This is a genomic window from Pseudomonas sp. SbOxS1, from assembly GCF_013416725.1.
Classification (GTDB): domain Bacteria; phylum Pseudomonadota; class Gammaproteobacteria; order Pseudomonadales; family Pseudomonadaceae; genus Aquipseudomonas.
In genome coordinates, this window is record NZ_JAAVXC010000004.1 from 625,902 (window position 1) to 642,037 (window position 16,136).

Genomic DNA, 16,136 nt, shown 5'->3' on the forward strand with positions numbered 1-16,136 from the left:
GTAAGGCCCAACGGCGCGAAGCATAGCGCAGCACTCGTCGTATTTCCCTGCATAAAGCTGGTCAAGTGAACGTCTCATCGCTAGAATTGCGCACTTTTTGATCAGAGGCGCAGTTCAAGCGCCCGTCCGTCGGTTTTGCCCAACCCGGCAAGCGGCGTCACAAAACACCGAGGTTAGACATGTCCACCACTCCTGCGCCGGCCAATCCAAAGGTTGGCTTCGTATCCCTGGGTTGCCCCAAAGCACTGGTCGACTCCGAGCGCATCCTCACCCAGCTGCGCATGGAAGGCTATGACGTCGTGTCCACCTATCAGGACGCCGATGTCGTGGTGGTCAACACCTGTGGCTTCATCGACTCGGCCAAGGCCGAATCCCTGGAAGTGATCGGCGAAGCCATCAAGGAAAACGGCAAGGTCATCGTCACCGGCTGCATGGGCGTCGAAGAAGGCAATATCCGCAACGTACACCCGAGCGTGCTGGCCGTCACCGGTCCGCAGCAGTACGAGCAAGTGGTCAATGCCGTGCACGAAGTCGTGCCGCCACGCCAGGACCACAACCCGCTGATCGACCTGGTGCCGCCACAAGGGATCAAGCTGACCCCGCGCCACTACGCCTACCTGAAGATTTCCGAAGGCTGCAACCACAGCTGCAGCTTCTGCATCATCCCGTCGATGCGTGGCAAGCTGGTCAGCCGTCCGGTCGGTGACGTGCTCGACGAGGCCCAGCGCCTGGTCAAGTCCGGCGTCAAGGAGCTGTTGGTAATCTCCCAGGACACCAGCGCCTATGGTGTCGACGTCAAGTACCGCACTGGTTTCTGGAACGGCGCGCCGGTGAAAACCCGCATGACCGAACTCTGCGAAGCCCTGAGCACCCTCGGTGTCTGGGTGCGCCTGCACTACGTTTACCCGTACCCGCACGTCGACGAGCTGATCCCGCTGATGGCCGCCGGCAAGATCCTGCCGTACCTGGACATCCCGTTCCAGCACGCCAGCCCGAAAGTGCTCAAGTCGATGAAACGCCCGGCGTTCGAAGACAAGACCCTGGCGCGGATCAAGAACTGGCGCGAAATCTGCCCGGACCTGATCATCCGTTCGACCTTCATCGTCGGCTTCCCGGGCGAAACCGAAGAAGACTTCCAGTACCTGCTGAACTGGCTGACCGAAGCCCAGCTCGACCGCGTCGGCTGCTTCCAGTACTCGCCGGTTGAAGGCGCCCCGGCCAATGACCTGGACCTGGAAGTGGTGCCGGATGACGTCAAGCAGGACCGTTGGGAGCGCTTCATGGCGCACCAGCAGGCCATCAGCTCGGCACGCCTGCAAATGCGCATCGGCCGCGAAATCGAAGTGCTGGTCGATGAAGTCGACGAGCAAGGCGCGGTTGGCCGCTGCTTCTTCGATGCCCCGGAAATCGACGGCAACGTGTTCATCGACAACGGCAGCAACTTGAAACCAGGTGACAAAGTCTGGTGCAAAGTGACCGACGCCGACGAATACGACCTGTGGGCTGAACAGATCTAGTCGCAAAAAATATGAAAAGCCCCGCTCTCTTGACGAGATGCGGGGCTTTTTTACGGCTATCGTTTGATGAGGAACGGATTCTCATCTCCAATCACCCAAGGGGCAGGCTGGCATGCGCCAACATTCGGTCATTCATACACCGAAACAAAGCGACTACGAAGAATTGACCAGGGTCTGGGAGGCCTCGGTCCGCGCTACCCACGATTTTCTGCCGGACAGCTACATCGAACTGTTGAAGAACCTGGTGCTGACCCGCTACCTCGACGCGGTGATGCTGATCTGCACCAAAGACCCGCAACAGCGCATCACCGGATTCGCCGGTGTCGCGGCGGGCAAGATCGAGATGCTCTTCATCGACCCGGCGCATCGCGGCCAGGGTCTTGGCAAGCGGTTACTGCGCTATGCCCTGGAAAACCTCAACGCCGATGAGCTGGACGTCAACGAACAGAACCCGCAAGCACTGGGGTTTTACTTCAAGCAGGGTTTCGAGGTGATCGGGCGTTCGGAAGTCGACGGCATGGGCCAGCCGTATCCGCTGTTGCACATGCGTTTGCGCCAGGCTCAGCAACTGACGCGCAATGGCTGAAACAACATAGAACAATTGTAGGAGCTGGCTTGCCAGCGAAGAAGCCCGAAAGCCTGGCGGCGATCAATCGGCCGCCTTCGCTGGCAAGCCAGCTCCTACAAAATGCCGCATGGTACAAAATGGTTCCGGGATTAACCGGCGCCAGGCAGGTACAATGCCCACCCCTTTTTTGTTACGGCCCTGTCATGACTGACCCGATTCGACTCTCCAAACGCCTCATCGAACTCGTCGGCTGCTCCCGTCGGGAGGCTGAGCTGTTCATCGAGGGCGGCTGGGTCACCGTCGACGGCGAAGTCGTCGACGAGCCGCAGTTCAAGGTCGGCACGCAAAAAGTCGAGCTGGATCCTGAAGCCAAGGCCACCGCGCCAGAGCCGGTCACCATCCTGCTCAACGTGCCCGCCGGCATGGACGCGGACACCGCCATGGCGACCATCAGCGCCGAGACCCTGAGCGAAGAGCACCGCTACGGCAAACGCCCGCTCAAGGGCCACTTCCAGCGCCTGACCGCCAGCACCGACCTGCAGGCCAATGCCAGCGGTTTGCTGGTGTTCACCCAGGACTGGAAGATCCTGCGCAAGCTCACTGCCGACTCCAGCAAGATCGAGCAGGAATACGTGGTCGAAGTCGAAGGTGACATGGTTGAACACGGCCTCAACCGCTTGCAACACGGCCTGACCTACAAGGGCAAGGAACTGCCACCGGTCAAGGCCAGCTGGCAGAACGAAAACCGCCTGCGCTTCGCCATGAAGAACCCGCAGCCGGGCGTGATCGCCCTGTTCTGCCAGGCCGTCGGCCTGAAAGTCGTGGGCATCCGCCGCATCCGTATCGGCGGCGTGTCCATCGGCAAGGTGCCCCTGGGGCAATGGCGCTACCTGTCCGGCAAAGAGAAGTTCTAAGGCTCCTCACGCCGCCACACATTCCGGCGCCGCTGCTATTGCGGCGCCCACTGCTGAATATCAGGATTGCACACCATGATTCACAATGACGTACTGCGCAGCGTGCGCTACATGCTCGACATCAGCGACAAGAAAGTCATCGAGATCATCAAGCTCGGCGGCATGGACGTGACCTTGGCCGACCTGGTGACCTACCTCGACAAGAAAGAGGAAGACGAGGAAGGTTTCGTACGCTGCCCTGACGAGGTGATGGCGCACTTCCTCGACGGCCTGGTGATCTTCAAGCGCGGCAAGGACGAAAGCCGCCCACCGCAGCCGATCGAAGTGCCGGTGACCAACAACATCATCCTGAAAAAGCTGCGCGTGGCCTTCGAGCTGAAAGAAGACGATATGCACGCGATCCTCAAGGCCGCCGAGTTCCCGGTATCCAAGCCTGAGCTGAGCGCGCTGTTCCGCAAGTTCGGCCACACCAACTACCGCCCGTGCGGCGACCAGTTGCTGCGCAACTTCCTCAAGGGCCTGACCCTGCGCGTTCGCCCGCAATAAACCTGTAGGAGCTGGCTTGCCAGCGAAGAGGCCCGAGAGCCCGGCGGCGGTCAATCAGCCGCCTTCGCTGGCAAGCCAGCTCCTACAGGGGGCCGACGCCTGGCCGTATGGCCCCCCATTCCGCGCAAAAATAGTGGCTCCGCTTCCGGCGGCTGGCGACTAGGGTGTAAAGACCCTCAGTTCTCAGGATTCGCCATGCATCCCTACTTCTCCCTGCAAGGCCGCACCGCACTGGTGACCGGCGGCACCCGCGGTATCGGCAAAATGATCGCCAAGGCCTATGTCGAGGCAGGCGCTACTGTGTACGTGTGTGCCCGCGATGTCGAAGCCTGCCGGCAAACGGCGGACGAACTCGGCGCGTTCGGGCGCTGCCACGCGGTGGCCGCCAACCTGGCCACTGAAGAAGGCGTGCAGCAGTTGGCCACGCGGCTCGGTGAGCAGATGACCCACCTCGATATTCTGGTGAACAACGCCGGCACCACCTGGGGGGCGCCACTGGAAAGCTACCCGATCAAGGGCTGGGAAAAGGTCATGCAGCTGAATGTGACGTCAGTATTCAACTGCATCCAGCAGTTTCTGCCACTGCTACGCAAAGCCGGTTCACCTGCGAACCCGGCCCGGATCATCAATATCGGCTCAGTCGCCGGGATTTCCTCCTTCGGCGAACAGGCGTATGCCTATGGGCCAAGCAAAGCGGCGCTGCATCAACTGTCGCGGATTCTGGCTCGGGAGTTGGTAAGCCAGCACATCAACGTCAATGTGATTGCACCGGGGCGCTTTCCGAGCAAGATGACTCAGCACATCGGCAATGATGAGCAGGCACTCGCTGAGGATACAGCACTGATTCCGATGAAGCGTTGGGGTCGCGAGGAGGAGATGGCGGCGCTGGCGATCAGCCTGGCGAGTACGGCCGGGGCCTACATGACCGGGAATATCATTCCGCTGGATGGTGGGTTCAGTCTCTGAGATCGGCGGTGCGGCCATTGCGGGCAAGCCACGCTCCCACAGGGATTTTTGGTGCTCACAAAATTTGTGGCCGACCGAGATCCACTGTGGGAGCGGGCTTGCCCGCGATAGCGGACTGACAGGCACCACCGATGCAAAGGTCGATCGGGTTATCATGCCCGCCCCATACCGCCTCGACCCCAAACCATGACCTACAGCGTTTCCCCCATCGGCTTCGTGCGCTCCTGCTTCAAGGAGAAGTTCGCCATCCCGCGCCAACCCCAGCTGGCCCCGGCCGCGCGCGGTGTCCTGGAACTGGTGGCGCCATTCGATCAGGGCGACGCCGTTCAGGGCCTGGAGCAAGTCAGCCACGTGTGGCTGCTGTTCCTGTTCCATCAGGCCCTGGAGGAAAAGCCGCGACTGAAAGTCCGCCCGCCTCGCCTGGGTGGCAACAAGTCCATGGGCGTGTTTGCCACCCGCGCCACCCACCGCCCTAACGGTATTGGCCAGTCCGTGGTCAAACTCGACAAGGTCGAAGCCAATCGCCTGTGGATATCCGGCATCGACCTGCTCGATGGCACGCCGATCCTCGACATCAAACCCTACGTGCCTTACGCGGACATCATCGACACAGCCACCAATAGCGTCGCCAGCGCCGCGCCGCTGTTGATTCCCGTGCAGTGGGCGGATAACGCCCTGCAACAGGCTCACGGGCACGCTGAACGCCTTGCAGAGCCGTTGGTTGAGTTGATCGAGCAGTGTTTGGCGCAGGATCCACGCCCGGCTTACCAGACGCCTGCCCCAGAGCGCGAATATGGCGCGCAATTCTGGGATGTAGATGTGCGCTGGCATTATCCGACGCCGGAGATGATCCGCGTGCTTGAAGTCATTCCCGCAAAAGCCTGAACACCAGAAACAACTGTGGGAGCGAACCTCTTCGCGAAGGGGTGTCAGTCGACATTGAGTTGACTGTCACACCGCCATCGCGAGCAGGCTCGCTCCCACAGGTAGAGCAGAAGCAGTTGTTCGTGCTTATTTCTCGACGAACGCACGCTCGATCAGGTAGTCACCCGGCTCACGCATGCGCGGGGAGACTTTCAGGCCGAAGCTGTTCAGCACTTCGCTGGTCTCGTCGAGCATGCTCGGGCTGCCGCACAGCATGGCGCGGTCGTCCTGCGGGTTGATCGGTGGCAGGCCGATGTCGCTGAACAGCTTGCCGCTGCGCATCAGGTCGGTCAGGCGACCTTCGTTTTCGAACGGCTCGCGGGTCACGGTCGGGTAGTAGATCAACTTGTCACGCAGGGCGTCGCCGAAGAACTCGTTCTGCGGCAGGTGCTCGGTGATGAACTCGCGGTAGGCGACTTCGTTGACGTAACGTACGCCGTGGCACAGGATCACTTTTTCGAAACGCTCGTACGTTTCCGGGTCCTGGATGACGCTCATGAACGGCGCCAGACCGGTACCGGTGCTGAGCAGGTACAGATGTTTGCCAGGCTTCAAGTCATCCAGCACCAGCGTGCCGGTAGGCTTCTTGCTGATGATGATCTCGTCGCCTTCCTTCAGATGCTGCAGCTGGGAAGTCAGCGGACCATCAGGCACCTTGATGCTGAAGAACTCGAGATGCTCTTCCCAGTTCGGGCTGGCAATCGAGTAAGCGCGCATAAGCGGGCGGCCGTTTGGCTGTTGCAGGCCGATCATCACGAACTGACCGTTCTCGAAGCGCAGGCCCGGATCACGGGTGCACTTGAAGCTGAACAGAGTGTCGTTCCAGTGATGAACACTGAGGACACGCTCGTGGTTCATGTTGCTCATGTACGGGGACTCCTGGAGATTGGGTCTGCGCTTGCCCTTTCAGGAAGAGACCTGTGGTGCGCAATTGCATCGCATTCTAATAGCGACGACAATATCTGTTAACTGGATTATTAAGATAAGGGTTATCGGTTATATCGATATGCGATTTACTCTCCGTCAACTTCAAGTGTTCGTTGCCGTCGCCCAGCAGGAAAGCGTCTCCCGTGCTGCGGGCCTGCTCAACCTCTCACAGTCGGCGGCGAGCACATCGATTACCGAGCTGGAGCGCCAGTGCAGCTGCCAGCTGTTCGACCGCGCCGGCAAACGGCTGAGCCTCAACGCCCTGGGTAAACAACTGCTGCCCCAGGCGGTAGCCCTGCTCGACCAGGCCAAGGAAATCGAAGACCTGCTCAATGGCAAGTCCGGTTTTGGCTCATTGGCGGTCGGCGCAACCCTGACCATTGGCAACTACCTCGCGACCCTGCTGATCGGCGGGTTCATGCAGCGCCACCCGGAAAGCCAGGTAAAGCTGCACGTGCAGAACACCGCCAATATTGTGCAACAGGTTGCCCACTACGAAATTGACCTGGGTCTGATCGAAGGCGATTGCAGCCACCCGGACATCGAAGTGCAAAGTTGGGTCGAAGATGAACTGGTGGTCTTTTGCGCGCCGCAACATCCGCTGGCCAAACGCGGTACCGCGAGCATGGAGGAACTGAGCCAGGAAGCCTGGATCCTGCGTGAACAAGGCTCAGGTACACGCCTGACGTTCGACCAGGCCATGCGCCATCACCGTACCGCACTGAACATCCGCCTGGAACTGGAGCACACCGAAGCCATCAAGCGCGCCGTCGAATCCGGCCTGGGGATAGGCTGTATCTCGCGGCTGGCGCTACGGGATGCGTTCCGTCGCGGCAGCCTGGTGGCGGTGGAGACACCGGACCTGGACCTGGCGCGACAGTTCTATTTCATCTGGCACAAGCAGAAGTACCAGACCTCGGCGATGCGTGAGTTCCTCGACCTGTGCCGCGCGTTCACCGCCGGGGTGCAGCGCAGCGACGAGATCGTTCTGCCTACGATCGCTTAAAGCAGAATCACCGCCCAGACCAGCGCGATCATGGTCAAGGCCACCAATTGTGCGGCGCTGCCCATGTCCTTGGCGTTTTTCGACAACGGGTGCAACTCCAGGGAAATGCGGTCGATGGCCGCTTCCACGGCCGAATTGAGCAACTCGACGATCAGCGCCAGCAGGCATACCGCAATCAGCAACGCCTGCTCGACACGACTCACGTTCAAGAAGAATGACAGCGGGATCAGAATGACGTTGAGCAACACCAGTTGCCGAAACGCCGCTTCGCCGGTGAACGCTGCGCGCAGGCCGTCCAGCGAGTAGCCGGAAGCATTGAGGATACGTTTAAGGCCGGTCTGGCCTTTGAAAGGTGACATAGAGTAGGAACTGACCGAAAAAAGGAGTGAGAAAGCTAGATTAACCAAAGTCAAAAAAGCGTGAAGGCGCCAGCGCTCAATGGCTTGAAATTGACTCAAGTTGTTGCAGCAGCAGTGCTGCCTGGGTGCGGGTCCGCACATTCAGTTTACGAAAAATCGCGGTAACGTGGGCCTTGATGGTCGCTTCGGAAACGCTCAGTTCGTAGGCAATCTGCTTGTTCAGCAACCCTTCGCAGACCATGGTCAGCACCCGGAACTGTTGCGGAGTCAAGCTTGCCAGGCCTTCACTGGCGGCCTTGGCTTCATCGGAAACGCTGACGGCTTCAAACGCCTGCGGTGGCCAGAAAACATCGCCATCAAGCACCGCGCGCACGGCTTTCTGGATAACACTCAGGTCGCTGGACTTGGGGATGAAACCGCTTGCACCAAATTCGCGGGATTTGACCATGATCGTCGCTTCTTCCTGGGCCGAGACCATGACCACGGGAATTTGCGGATACTGGCCGCGCAACAGCACCAACCCGGAAAACCCATACGCGCCCGGCATGTTCAGGTCCAGCAGCACCAGGTCCCAGTCAGCCTTTTCGCCCAGGCGTGCCTCCAGCTCGGCAATGCTCGCCACTTCCACCAGGCGAACATCCGGGCCCAGGCCCAGGGTCACGGCTTGATGCAGGGCGGAACGAAAAAGAGGGTGGTCATCGGCAATCAGGATTTCGTATGTGGCCATTTTTCAAATGATCCTGTTTTTTCATGGGATACCCGATGCATTCGGGTAACGCCAAAACAACGCGAGGTAACAGCCACGCAGCTGCACCAACGGGGCACGTTCAACGCAAAAAACGGCGTTTCAAACTCTGGCCGCACCCTAATCGGCGCCAAGCATGCCCAGCGAAACCGGGGTGGTCAAGCGACATGGCCGGTACACTTTATTGCAGCATCGGCGACAATCAGTCCATCGATACCACTGCTGGTTGAACATAGGCCATCAACTCAGTGTGCGCCGGGGTCGAAACATTCATTTCCAGCTGACGCTTGGCGTCGAGGTAATGCTGGCTGAACACATCGAAATAAGCGTCGAGTGCCGAGGCCGCCTCGACATCCCCCGCGAGATCGAGACACAACGCCGCGACTTCCGCAGTGCACAGGTGTTCGCTTCGGGTGGAGCGGCGCAATTGATAGCGCGAGAGCTTCTCGGGCAACAGACTGAGGATCGGAAGCGTGTCGAAATACGGGCTTTTGCGGAAAATCTTCCGGGCTTCGGTCCAGGTCGCGTCCAGCAAGATGAACAGCGGCCGCCGGCTCTGATCGACCGCCACGCTGTGAGTCACCCGCTCGGGCGCGACATATTCACCCGGAAACACCAGATAAGGCTGCCATTGCGGGTCGGACAGCAACGCCAGCAACTGTTGATCGACGTCGGTGCGCGACCAGATGAATGCATGGTTGTCACGCACTACATCGGCAATCAGCCAGCCGGTGTTGCTGGGCTTGAAGACTTCCTTGCCGGTCATGATCAGGCACACCCCGGAGCGCGTCTCGACTTGCGGGCGCCAGGCGCACAGGCAGTGACTCTCGATCACCCGGCACGCGCGGCACCGTGTTGCCCGCCATCCACGGGCCTGGATCGGCTTGATGCCTTCCTCTTCGCGCTGGTCGCGCAGACGGGCTACGGCGTTGGGAGCATGGTTCATCGCAGGCCACGCCGGCAGGAAAAAGAGATCGACACGAAAAGCACTCGGCAAGGGGTGAAAGTGCAGGCAGTTTACCAGACCCTCTGGCGCAAACCTGTACCGTCCAGGCCTGCTCCCCTATAATTCGCCGCCACTGAACGCACAGTCATGTGATGGGTCAAACTCCCATCACTGCCCCAGGAGAGTTTCATGCTGCGCTTTATCGTTCCCACCGCTGCCATTCTGCTGGCGTCGCCATTCATCGCTCAGGCTGCGTCCTTGAGTGAGCAGAATCTGAACAGAGAGCTGCGAAACGTCGCCACCCAAAGCAGCGTCGGCACTCCACGGGCGATCAATGAAGACATTCTCGATCAGGGCTACACGGTCGAAGGCAATGTGCTGATCAATCACCTGAGCGTGCAAAGCAGCCACGCCAACAAGATGCGTGCAGACCCCAAGGCTGTGTACTTCCAGCTGGGCGCCTCGGTATGCAACAACCCGTCCTTCCGCAAGCTGATGGCCAAGGGCGCGGTCATGCGTTACGACTTCACCGAGGTAAAGACCAACCGTGCGGTCGGTTCTGCAAGCTACCAGGAATCGGATTGCCCGAAAGCGACCCAGAAGAAAAAGTAAGTCAGTGGGATTTTGCGCGCCGCTGCTCATCCTCGGCGCGCAGTTCCGCCACCAGCGCCTGCAAATAGCGTGAACGCCGCTCCGCGCCCATAAGACGCCGGCAGCACTCCTCCTCGAGACTCAAATGATTGATCTCGGCTGATGACTTCAGCAATCGATACAGTTGCGTATCGATCTCCAGAATGACCCTGGCCATGGTTTACCGGCTCCCTGCACCTCGCTCGTGATGAGCGACAAATCCTTGAACCGCTTATACCTTGCGCCCTGCCTTTGACGCCAAGTTGTCGTGTTACACCTGTAACTTAGTAAATCAGAGTACGGAACACTCGCGGCAGGTTCGGACGGGCGGTGAAACCACCTTGCAAATCGTCAATAAACGGTTGCCAGGAAAGACTTTGCAGCGCAATGATCAAGGCAGCACGAATCATCGCGAGGGTCTAGATTTCAGGTATCTACGTTCATTGTGTCAGGGCTGGAAAGGGCCACCCGTTTCGCCTTGCGCCGTGCGAACGTTTCTTTCACCCAAGGGAAAAACAGAGCCGGTATGGATGACCCGATCAGGGTCAAGTGAATCGCCCAGGCATGGGCCTGGGCAGACAGCGACACATGAAGTGTCGTGGCGTTGACGCTTCAATGGTCGAAGCCGATGGCTCTGTGCAGAAGGAGAAGTTGAATGCCTTACCAACCGAATGACCTCCTGAGCCGTCATTTTGAACAAAGCGGCCACAACCTCATCAGCAAGGTCGAAGAGCAACTCAACCTGGTTTCACCCAATAGCCCGAACATTCCGATCTACCGCGACATGATCCTGACCGTGCTGCGCATGGCCCAGGAAGACCACAACCGCTGGAACGCCAAGATAACCCTGCAAGCCCTGCGCGAACTCGAGCACGCTTTCCGTGTGCTGGAGCAGTTCAAGGGGCGACGCAAAGTCACCGTCTTCGGCTCCGCACGCACCCCAGTGGAACACCCCTTGTATGGCCTCGCCCGGGAACTCGGCGCCGCCCTGGCGCGCTCGGACATGATGGTCATCACGGGCGCGGGCGGCGGCATTATGGCCGCGGCCCATGAAGGTGCAGGCCTGGAACACAGCCTGGGATTCAATATCACCCTACCCTTCGAGCAACATGCCAACCCCACCGTCCAGGGCACGACCAACCTGCTGCCTTTCCATTTCTTCTTCACGCGCAAGCTGTTCTTCGTCAAGGAAGCGGATGCACTGGTGCTGTGCCCAGGCGGTTTCGGCACCCTGGACGAAGCGCTGGAAGTACTGACGCTGATCCAGACGGGCAAAAGCCCATTGGTGCCCGTGGTGCTGCTGGACGCACCGGGCGGTAAATTCTGGCAGGGCGCACTGGATTTCATCCACCAGCAACTGGAGGAGAATCGCTACATCCTGCCCACCGACATGAAGCTGGTGAAACTGGTCTACAACGCCGAGGACGCGGTGGAGCAGATCAACCAGTTCTACAGCAATTACCACTCCAGTCGCTGGCTCAAGCATCAGTTCGTGATTCGCATGAATCACAAGCTCAGCGACCTGGCACTCGAACACATGCAGGAGGCATTCGCCGACCTGTGCCTGAGCGATCAATTCCATCAACACGCCTATAACGGAGAGGAGCACGACGAAGCACGGTTCAGCCACTTGGCGCGGCTGGCTTTCAACTTCACCGCACGTGACCACGGCCGGCTGCGTGAGCTGGTGGATTACATCAACTTGCCGGAAAACTGGGCACACACCCAGCCACAGGCGCAGCAACGAACGCGAGAACCCTTAAAGGTTACGTGAGGCGAAAAAAAACGGCCCGCTATCGAAATAGCGAGCCGTTTCAGTCAATCGTCCATCCCTCGACCGCTGAACAAGCGGCTGATCATTTCCATGGAGTATCCCCGATACGCCAGGAATCTGCCTTGCTTGGCGCGCTCCCGGGCATCTATCGGTAACTGCCCAGAGAACTTGCGTCGCCAGGTGTCCTGCAATTGTTCCTGCCAGTCGATGCCGCTTTCGCGCAGGGCGAGTTCGATGTCGCTACGCTGCAGGCCACGCTGGCCCAACTCTTCACGAATGCGCAAAGGGCCATAGCCGCTGCGGGCACGGTAGGAAACGAAGCTTTCAAGGTAACGGCATTCGGACAACAAGCCCTCTTCCGTCAATCGGTCGAGTGCTGTTTCGATCATTTCAGGGAGAGCGCCGCGCTGACGCAGTTTACGCGTCAGCTCGACTCGACCGTGCTCGCGTCGTGCGAGCAGGTCCATTGCGGTTCGCCGCACCGCGACGAGGGTATCGAGTACGGCGGTCATCGGATCAATCAGATATCAGCGTCAGCCAGATCGTCTTCGGTCTCTTTGACCGCAGAAGCCTTGGCATCCGCTACCGAAGCCGGAGACAGCAGTTTGTCACGCAGTTGTTTCTCGAGCGTTGCGGCAATATCCGGGTTATCCGCCAGGTACTTGGCCGAGTTGGCTTTACCCTGACCGATCTTGGTGCCGTTATAGGCATACCAGGCACCGGACTTCTCAACGAAACCGTGCAGAACACCCAGGTCGATCATCTCGCCGTTGAGGTAGATGCCCTTGCCGTAAAGAATCTGGAACTCGGCCTGACGGAACGGCGAAGCCACCTTGTTCTTTACAACCTTGACACGGGTCTCGCTACCGACGACCTCATCACCTTCTTTCACCGCACCCGTGCGGCGGATATCCAGACGAACCGACGCATAGAACTTCAGCGCGTTACCACCGGTAGTCGTTTCCGGGCTACCGAACATCACGCCGATTTTCATACGGATCTGGTTGATGAAGATCACCAGGCAGTTGGCGTTCTTGATGTTACCGGTGATTTTACGCAGTGCCTGGGACATCAGACGGGCTTGCAGGCCCACGTGCATGTCACCCATTTCGCCTTCGATTTCAGCTTTCGGCACCAGCGCTGCCACGGAGTCGACGATGATCACGTCGACCGCATTGGAACGCACCAGCATGTCGGTGATTTCCAGGGCCTGCTCACCGGTGTCAGGTTGGGACACCAGCAGGTCGTCGACGTTGACGCCCAGCTTGCCGGCGTACTCAGGGTCCAGGGCGTGCTCGGCATCGACGAATGCGCAGGTCGCGCCGGCTTTCTGAGCCTGGGCGATCACGGACAATGTCAGTGTGGTTTTACCGGAAGATTCAGGACCGTAGATTTCAACAATGCGGCCTTTTGGCAAGCCGCCAATGCCCAAAGCGATGTCCAGACCCAGAGAGCCAGTGGAGATGGCCGGGATCGCCTGACGGTCCTGATCGCCCATACGCATTACGGCACCCTTGCCGAATTGACGTTCGATCTGACCCAGGGCCGCAGCCAAGGCTTTCTTCTTGTTGTCGTCCATTAAAGTCCTCACGTAATCAATAAGGCCTGACGGCCAACACCTGTATAAGTAGACAGTATTATTCCACAGCGCTTGCGGATCGCCTACCCCTGATTTGCGATTTCTCCCGCAGCATGGCGCAGCAGCCCCTCTAGCGCGGCCTTCACCGTTTGTCGGCGGACCTCGTCGCGGTTACCAACAAAGTGCTGCACCTCGCTGAACACCTGATCGTCGACGCCCCACGCCAGCCATACGGTGCCCACCGGCTTGCTTGGCGAACCGCCGTCCGGCCCTGCCACCCCACTGACCGCCACGGCAAAACGCGCACGGCTTTTTTCCTGTGCGCCACGAACCATGGCCTCGACCACCTCCCGACTGACCGCCCCCACCGTTGAAAACAGCTCGGTCGGGACATTCAGCTGGAGCGTCTTCTGTCGGTTGGAATAGGTGACGTAACCGGCCTCGAACCACGCCGAGCTGCCCGGTATCCGGGTAATCGCCTCGCTGATGCCGCCGCCCGTGCAGGACTCGGCGGCGGTGACGTGGGCATTGAGAAGCTGCAGGCGCCTGCCGAGTTCAGCGGCCAGCTGAGTGATTTCTTTCACGGTCATCTCCTGATCGGACGGAATGAGGACTAACGTACACGAGCGAATGGCGCTTGCAAGTTACAGGAGCGATCAAAATGTCAGCGGGCAAACGCTCTGACACAGGCCTCTCAGGCTTGCAGACGGGAGCAGGTCAGCCCGCAGGCGGGGATAACACGGTCTTCGCCCGTTCCCAAAGCAGCAAACGATCCTGGAGCCCGTTCAAGCCACCATTGATCCGTCGGGTAATACTGTTGAACTCATCGCCATCGGCCAGTTCATTAAGGCCGTTTTGCGCCCAGAACCAGGCCGCGGATTCGGCGGCCCATTGTGGCAACTCCAACAGTTCGGGTTGTTGCAGCAAGCGCTCATCAGCAAAAAGTGCCCGACTGCACTGCAGATAATTACTGCGGCCGGTGATCTGGATCAGCCCACGCCCCCGATAGCGCTGACCGTCGCCGTCAGGCTCAGGGGAATTGCCCAGGCGCAGGGCCAGGTCCCCGGTATCGTATTTTTCGAAATATTTGTCGTTGCCTAACTCTCGCACATGCTGCAATTGCCCCGACTCGTGGCCGATTTGCGCCAGGAAGGCGGCGATGCGCCCGGAGGTACTGATATTACGACGTGCCATGGCGTTATTGAGGGCGAGTATGAACACGCCCACCTGGGTGTGGGCGTCGGGAAAAATCATGAGTAACTGTTGCTCAGTAAGGCGCATCGCTCACTCCTTTGATTGATGCTTGAAATTCACAAGGTGGCGCTGGGAGAAATCCGCCGGCAGCCGATTGAATGCCGCGACCCGAACGCCAGATTACACACCTCAGCCACGCGAGCCTCGCCGGTAATTGTTGCACCGTGTTGTGGTGCCAGCGGACGGCGTAGCGACAAGGGCAACGCGCCACCCATTCACTGTGGGCCGGGACGAGAATCGCGCGACGGCGCATCATCGATACCGATACGCCGGGCCACCCAGCGCCCGTACAAGCCTACGACCATGTCAGCCCCGGCTATCGCGGTGAGGCAACCGAAAGCGCCAGCGGCCCAGATCGACATCCCGGCGGCGTACAGCAACATCATTGCCGAGACGCCACACACCATGCAGGCCCCGGAACGGAGGGCCAGGCGTCGCAGTAATGACCAACCACGAGTGCCCTCCTTGTCGGCGCGCCACATTTCCCCAGACACCCCACTGACCACTGCGAGCGCGACGACGAGCCAGATCGGCAGGTCCAGCAACAGTTGTTGCTCGTTTGTCATGTCGGGCCTCCAGGGTGTTTTGGGGGGGGGCAGTGCAAGCGGTTGAGCACAAGACTATGCATGGATGCATATACAGTCAATGCATTAATGCATTAATGCATTAATTTGCCGCATAAGAAATGCAGCTGCCGTAGGAGCCCGCGGGCGGGCAAGCTTCAACGAGCGTACATGCCCCACCAGAACACATGGCCCAGGATCAGGATCTGCTCTTCCTGCATTTCCGCGAAAGAGTAGTCCTCGTCCGGATGCTCATCGCGGTTGAAGCTACGCAGGCGAATCCCTGTCGGCAGTCGATACAGCTGTTTGACCCGCAGCTGGCCGTTATGGTTGATGGCATAGAGATCGCCATCGACGATATCGCCAATCCCCCGCTTGCCGGCGTTGACGCCTACCGTGGCGCCGTCACGCAACACCGGCAGCATGCTGTTGCCGCGCACCGTCACACATTTGGCCTGGTCGAACTGCACGCCGTTATGGCGCAGGCTGCGCTTGCCGAAGCGCAGGCTGGCGCGCTCGCTCTCTTCGATGACGAATCTTCCTGATCCTGCAGCCAATTCAACCTCGCGAAGAAAGGGTACCGAGACCTCGTCGTCATCAATGGGGGTGTCGTCGTCCCACAGACTGATGTCGGTGAGTTGCGAATGCGTAGCTTCACGCCGGGCACCCGACGCCTGCGCGATGACCGCCCGGCCACGCAGCTGATCGGTACTGACGGCGAAGTAGTCGGCGATCTTCGAAATGTGTTTATCGGAGGGGTCGACAATCTTCCCGCCGAGGATGCGCGAGAGCGTGGATTGAGGCACGCCGGTGCGACGGTGAAGCTCCGTGGGGGAGATACCGTGCTGATCGAGCAGCGCTCTTAAAACAGTCGAAACATTGCGTTTTTGCATAATTCGCATAATGCGCGAAGTCGTT

At 59.4% G+C, this 16,136-nt stretch carries 20 protein-coding genes; 9 read left to right on the forward strand and 11 right to left on the reverse strand.

Going from position 1 to position 16,136, the window contains the following annotated elements; translation table 11 throughout:
- Window positions 1-179: 179 nt before the first annotated feature.
- The 6 genes from rimO to tsaA all read left to right on the forward strand — a co-directional run bounded on the left by rimO (window position 180) and on the right by tsaA (window position 5,396).
- Window positions 180-1,517 carry a 30S ribosomal protein S12 methylthiotransferase RimO gene (gene rimO / locus HFK74_RS09200; protein ID WP_008052161.1) on the forward strand — a complete coding sequence of 446 codons (1,338 nt, stop codon included), beginning with the start codon at window positions 180-182 and terminating at the stop codon, window positions 1,515-1,517.
- Window positions 1,518-1,629: 112 nt separating this feature from the next.
- Window positions 1,630-2,103 (forward strand): GNAT family N-acetyltransferase, encoded by a 474-nt coding sequence (locus tag HFK74_RS09205; protein ID WP_180203227.1) that lies wholly within the window; start codon window positions 1,630-1,632, stop codon window positions 2,101-2,103.
- Window positions 2,104-2,288: 185 nt separating this feature from the next.
- Entirely contained in the window at window positions 2,289-2,999 is a 711-nt protein-coding gene (locus HFK74_RS09210; protein WP_180203228.1) for an rRNA pseudouridine synthase, read from the forward strand.
- Window positions 3,000-3,074: 75 nt separating this feature from the next.
- The gene (locus tag HFK74_RS09215) at window positions 3,075-3,545 is read left to right on the forward strand and encodes a DUF1456 family protein (protein WP_180203229.1); all 471 of its coding nucleotides are present in this window, start codon (window positions 3,075-3,077) and stop codon (window positions 3,543-3,545) included.
- Window positions 3,546-3,740: 195 nt separating this feature from the next.
- Window positions 3,741-4,511 (forward strand): SDR family oxidoreductase, encoded by a 771-nt coding sequence (locus HFK74_RS09220; RefSeq protein WP_180203230.1) that lies wholly within the window; start codon window positions 3,741-3,743, stop codon window positions 4,509-4,511.
- Window positions 4,512-4,697: 186 nt separating this feature from the next.
- The gene (gene tsaA, locus HFK74_RS09225; RefSeq protein WP_180203231.1) at window positions 4,698-5,396 is read left to right on the forward strand and encodes a tRNA (N6-threonylcarbamoyladenosine(37)-N6)-methyltransferase TrmO; all 699 of its coding nucleotides are present in this window, start codon (window positions 4,698-4,700) and stop codon (window positions 5,394-5,396) included.
- A 126-nt stretch (window positions 5,397-5,522) separates the two neighbouring features.
- Here the strand turns inward: tsaA and fpr are convergent, their stop codons facing one another.
- Complete coding sequence (fpr, locus tag HFK74_RS09230; protein ID WP_008054100.1) at window positions 5,523-6,302, reverse strand: ferredoxin-NADP reductase; 780 nt, start codon at window positions 6,300-6,302, stop codon at window positions 5,523-5,525.
- Between the two features lie 139 nt (window positions 6,303-6,441).
- Between fpr and HFK74_RS09235 the strand changes: the two genes are divergently transcribed.
- Window positions 6,442-7,368 (forward strand): LysR family transcriptional regulator, encoded by a 927-nt coding sequence (locus HFK74_RS09235; protein ID WP_180203232.1) that lies wholly within the window; start codon window positions 6,442-6,444, stop codon window positions 7,366-7,368.
- Here the strand turns inward: HFK74_RS09235 and HFK74_RS09240 are convergent.
- From HFK74_RS09240 to HFK74_RS09250, 3 genes are all read right to left on the reverse strand, one after another.
- Window positions 7,365-7,727, reverse strand: a complete 363-nt coding sequence (locus HFK74_RS09240; protein ID WP_008060649.1) for a diacylglycerol kinase — start codon at window positions 7,725-7,727, stop codon at window positions 7,365-7,367. The genes HFK74_RS09235 and HFK74_RS09240 overlap by 4 nt on opposite strands.
- 76 nt (window positions 7,728-7,803) lie before the next feature.
- On the reverse strand, window positions 7,804-8,454 hold the full coding sequence (erdR, locus tag HFK74_RS09245) for a response regulator transcription factor ErdR (RefSeq protein WP_180203233.1): 651 nt from the start codon (window positions 8,452-8,454) through the stop codon (window positions 7,804-7,806).
- A gap of 220 nt (window positions 8,455-8,674) precedes the next feature.
- Complete coding sequence (locus tag HFK74_RS09250) at window positions 8,675-9,418, reverse strand: tRNA-uridine aminocarboxypropyltransferase (protein ID WP_180203234.1); 744 nt, start codon at window positions 9,416-9,418, stop codon at window positions 8,675-8,677.
- Between the two features lie 189 nt (window positions 9,419-9,607).
- On the opposite strand from HFK74_RS09250, the gene HFK74_RS09255 reads away from it, so the two are divergent.
- Window positions 9,608-10,030 carry a PA3611 family quorum-sensing-regulated virulence factor gene (locus HFK74_RS09255; RefSeq protein WP_180203235.1) on the forward strand — a complete coding sequence of 141 codons (423 nt, stop codon included), beginning with the start codon at window positions 9,608-9,610 and terminating at the stop codon, window positions 10,028-10,030.
- 1 nt (window position 10,031) lies between these two features.
- Here the strand turns inward: HFK74_RS09255 and HFK74_RS09260 are convergent, their stop codons facing one another.
- Window positions 10,032-10,226, reverse strand: coding sequence for a hypothetical protein (locus HFK74_RS09260; RefSeq protein WP_180203236.1), 195 nt, complete (start codon window positions 10,224-10,226; stop codon window positions 10,032-10,034).
- A 477-nt stretch (window positions 10,227-10,703) separates the two neighbouring features.
- Here HFK74_RS09260 and HFK74_RS09265 point away from each other — a divergent pair, with 477 nt between their 5' ends.
- Window positions 10,704-11,822: a TIGR00730 family Rossman fold protein gene (locus tag HFK74_RS09265; protein WP_180203237.1), complete on the forward strand. Its 1,119-nt coding sequence runs from the start codon at window positions 10,704-10,706 to the stop codon at window positions 11,820-11,822.
- A gap of 44 nt (window positions 11,823-11,866) precedes the next feature.
- On the opposite strand, the gene recX is transcribed toward HFK74_RS09265, so the two are convergent.
- The 6 genes from recX to HFK74_RS09295 form a co-directional block, all read right to left on the reverse strand.
- Window positions 11,867-12,334: a recombination regulator RecX gene (gene recX / locus HFK74_RS09270; RefSeq protein WP_180203238.1), complete on the reverse strand. Its 468-nt coding sequence runs from the start codon at window positions 12,332-12,334 to the stop codon at window positions 11,867-11,869.
- Between the two features lie 8 nt (window positions 12,335-12,342).
- Window positions 12,343-13,401, reverse strand: a complete 1,059-nt coding sequence (gene recA / locus HFK74_RS09275; protein ID WP_008060630.1) for a recombinase RecA — start codon at window positions 13,399-13,401, stop codon at window positions 12,343-12,345.
- Between the two features lie 83 nt (window positions 13,402-13,484).
- Window positions 13,485-13,985: a CinA family protein gene (locus HFK74_RS09280; protein ID WP_180203239.1), complete on the reverse strand. Its 501-nt coding sequence runs from the start codon at window positions 13,983-13,985 to the stop codon at window positions 13,485-13,487.
- A gap of 133 nt (window positions 13,986-14,118) precedes the next feature.
- Window positions 14,119-14,682, reverse strand: coding sequence for a glycoside hydrolase family 19 protein (locus HFK74_RS09285; RefSeq protein WP_180203240.1), 564 nt, complete (start codon window positions 14,680-14,682; stop codon window positions 14,119-14,121).
- 188 nt (window positions 14,683-14,870) lie between these two features.
- Complete coding sequence (locus HFK74_RS09290) at window positions 14,871-15,221, reverse strand: phage holin family protein (protein WP_180203241.1); 351 nt, start codon at window positions 15,219-15,221, stop codon at window positions 14,871-14,873.
- A gap of 155 nt (window positions 15,222-15,376) precedes the next feature.
- Window positions 15,377-16,111 (reverse strand): XRE family transcriptional regulator, encoded by a 735-nt coding sequence (locus tag HFK74_RS09295; RefSeq protein ID WP_180203318.1) that lies wholly within the window; start codon window positions 16,109-16,111, stop codon window positions 15,377-15,379.
- Between the last annotated feature and the right edge of the window lie 25 nt (window positions 16,112-16,136).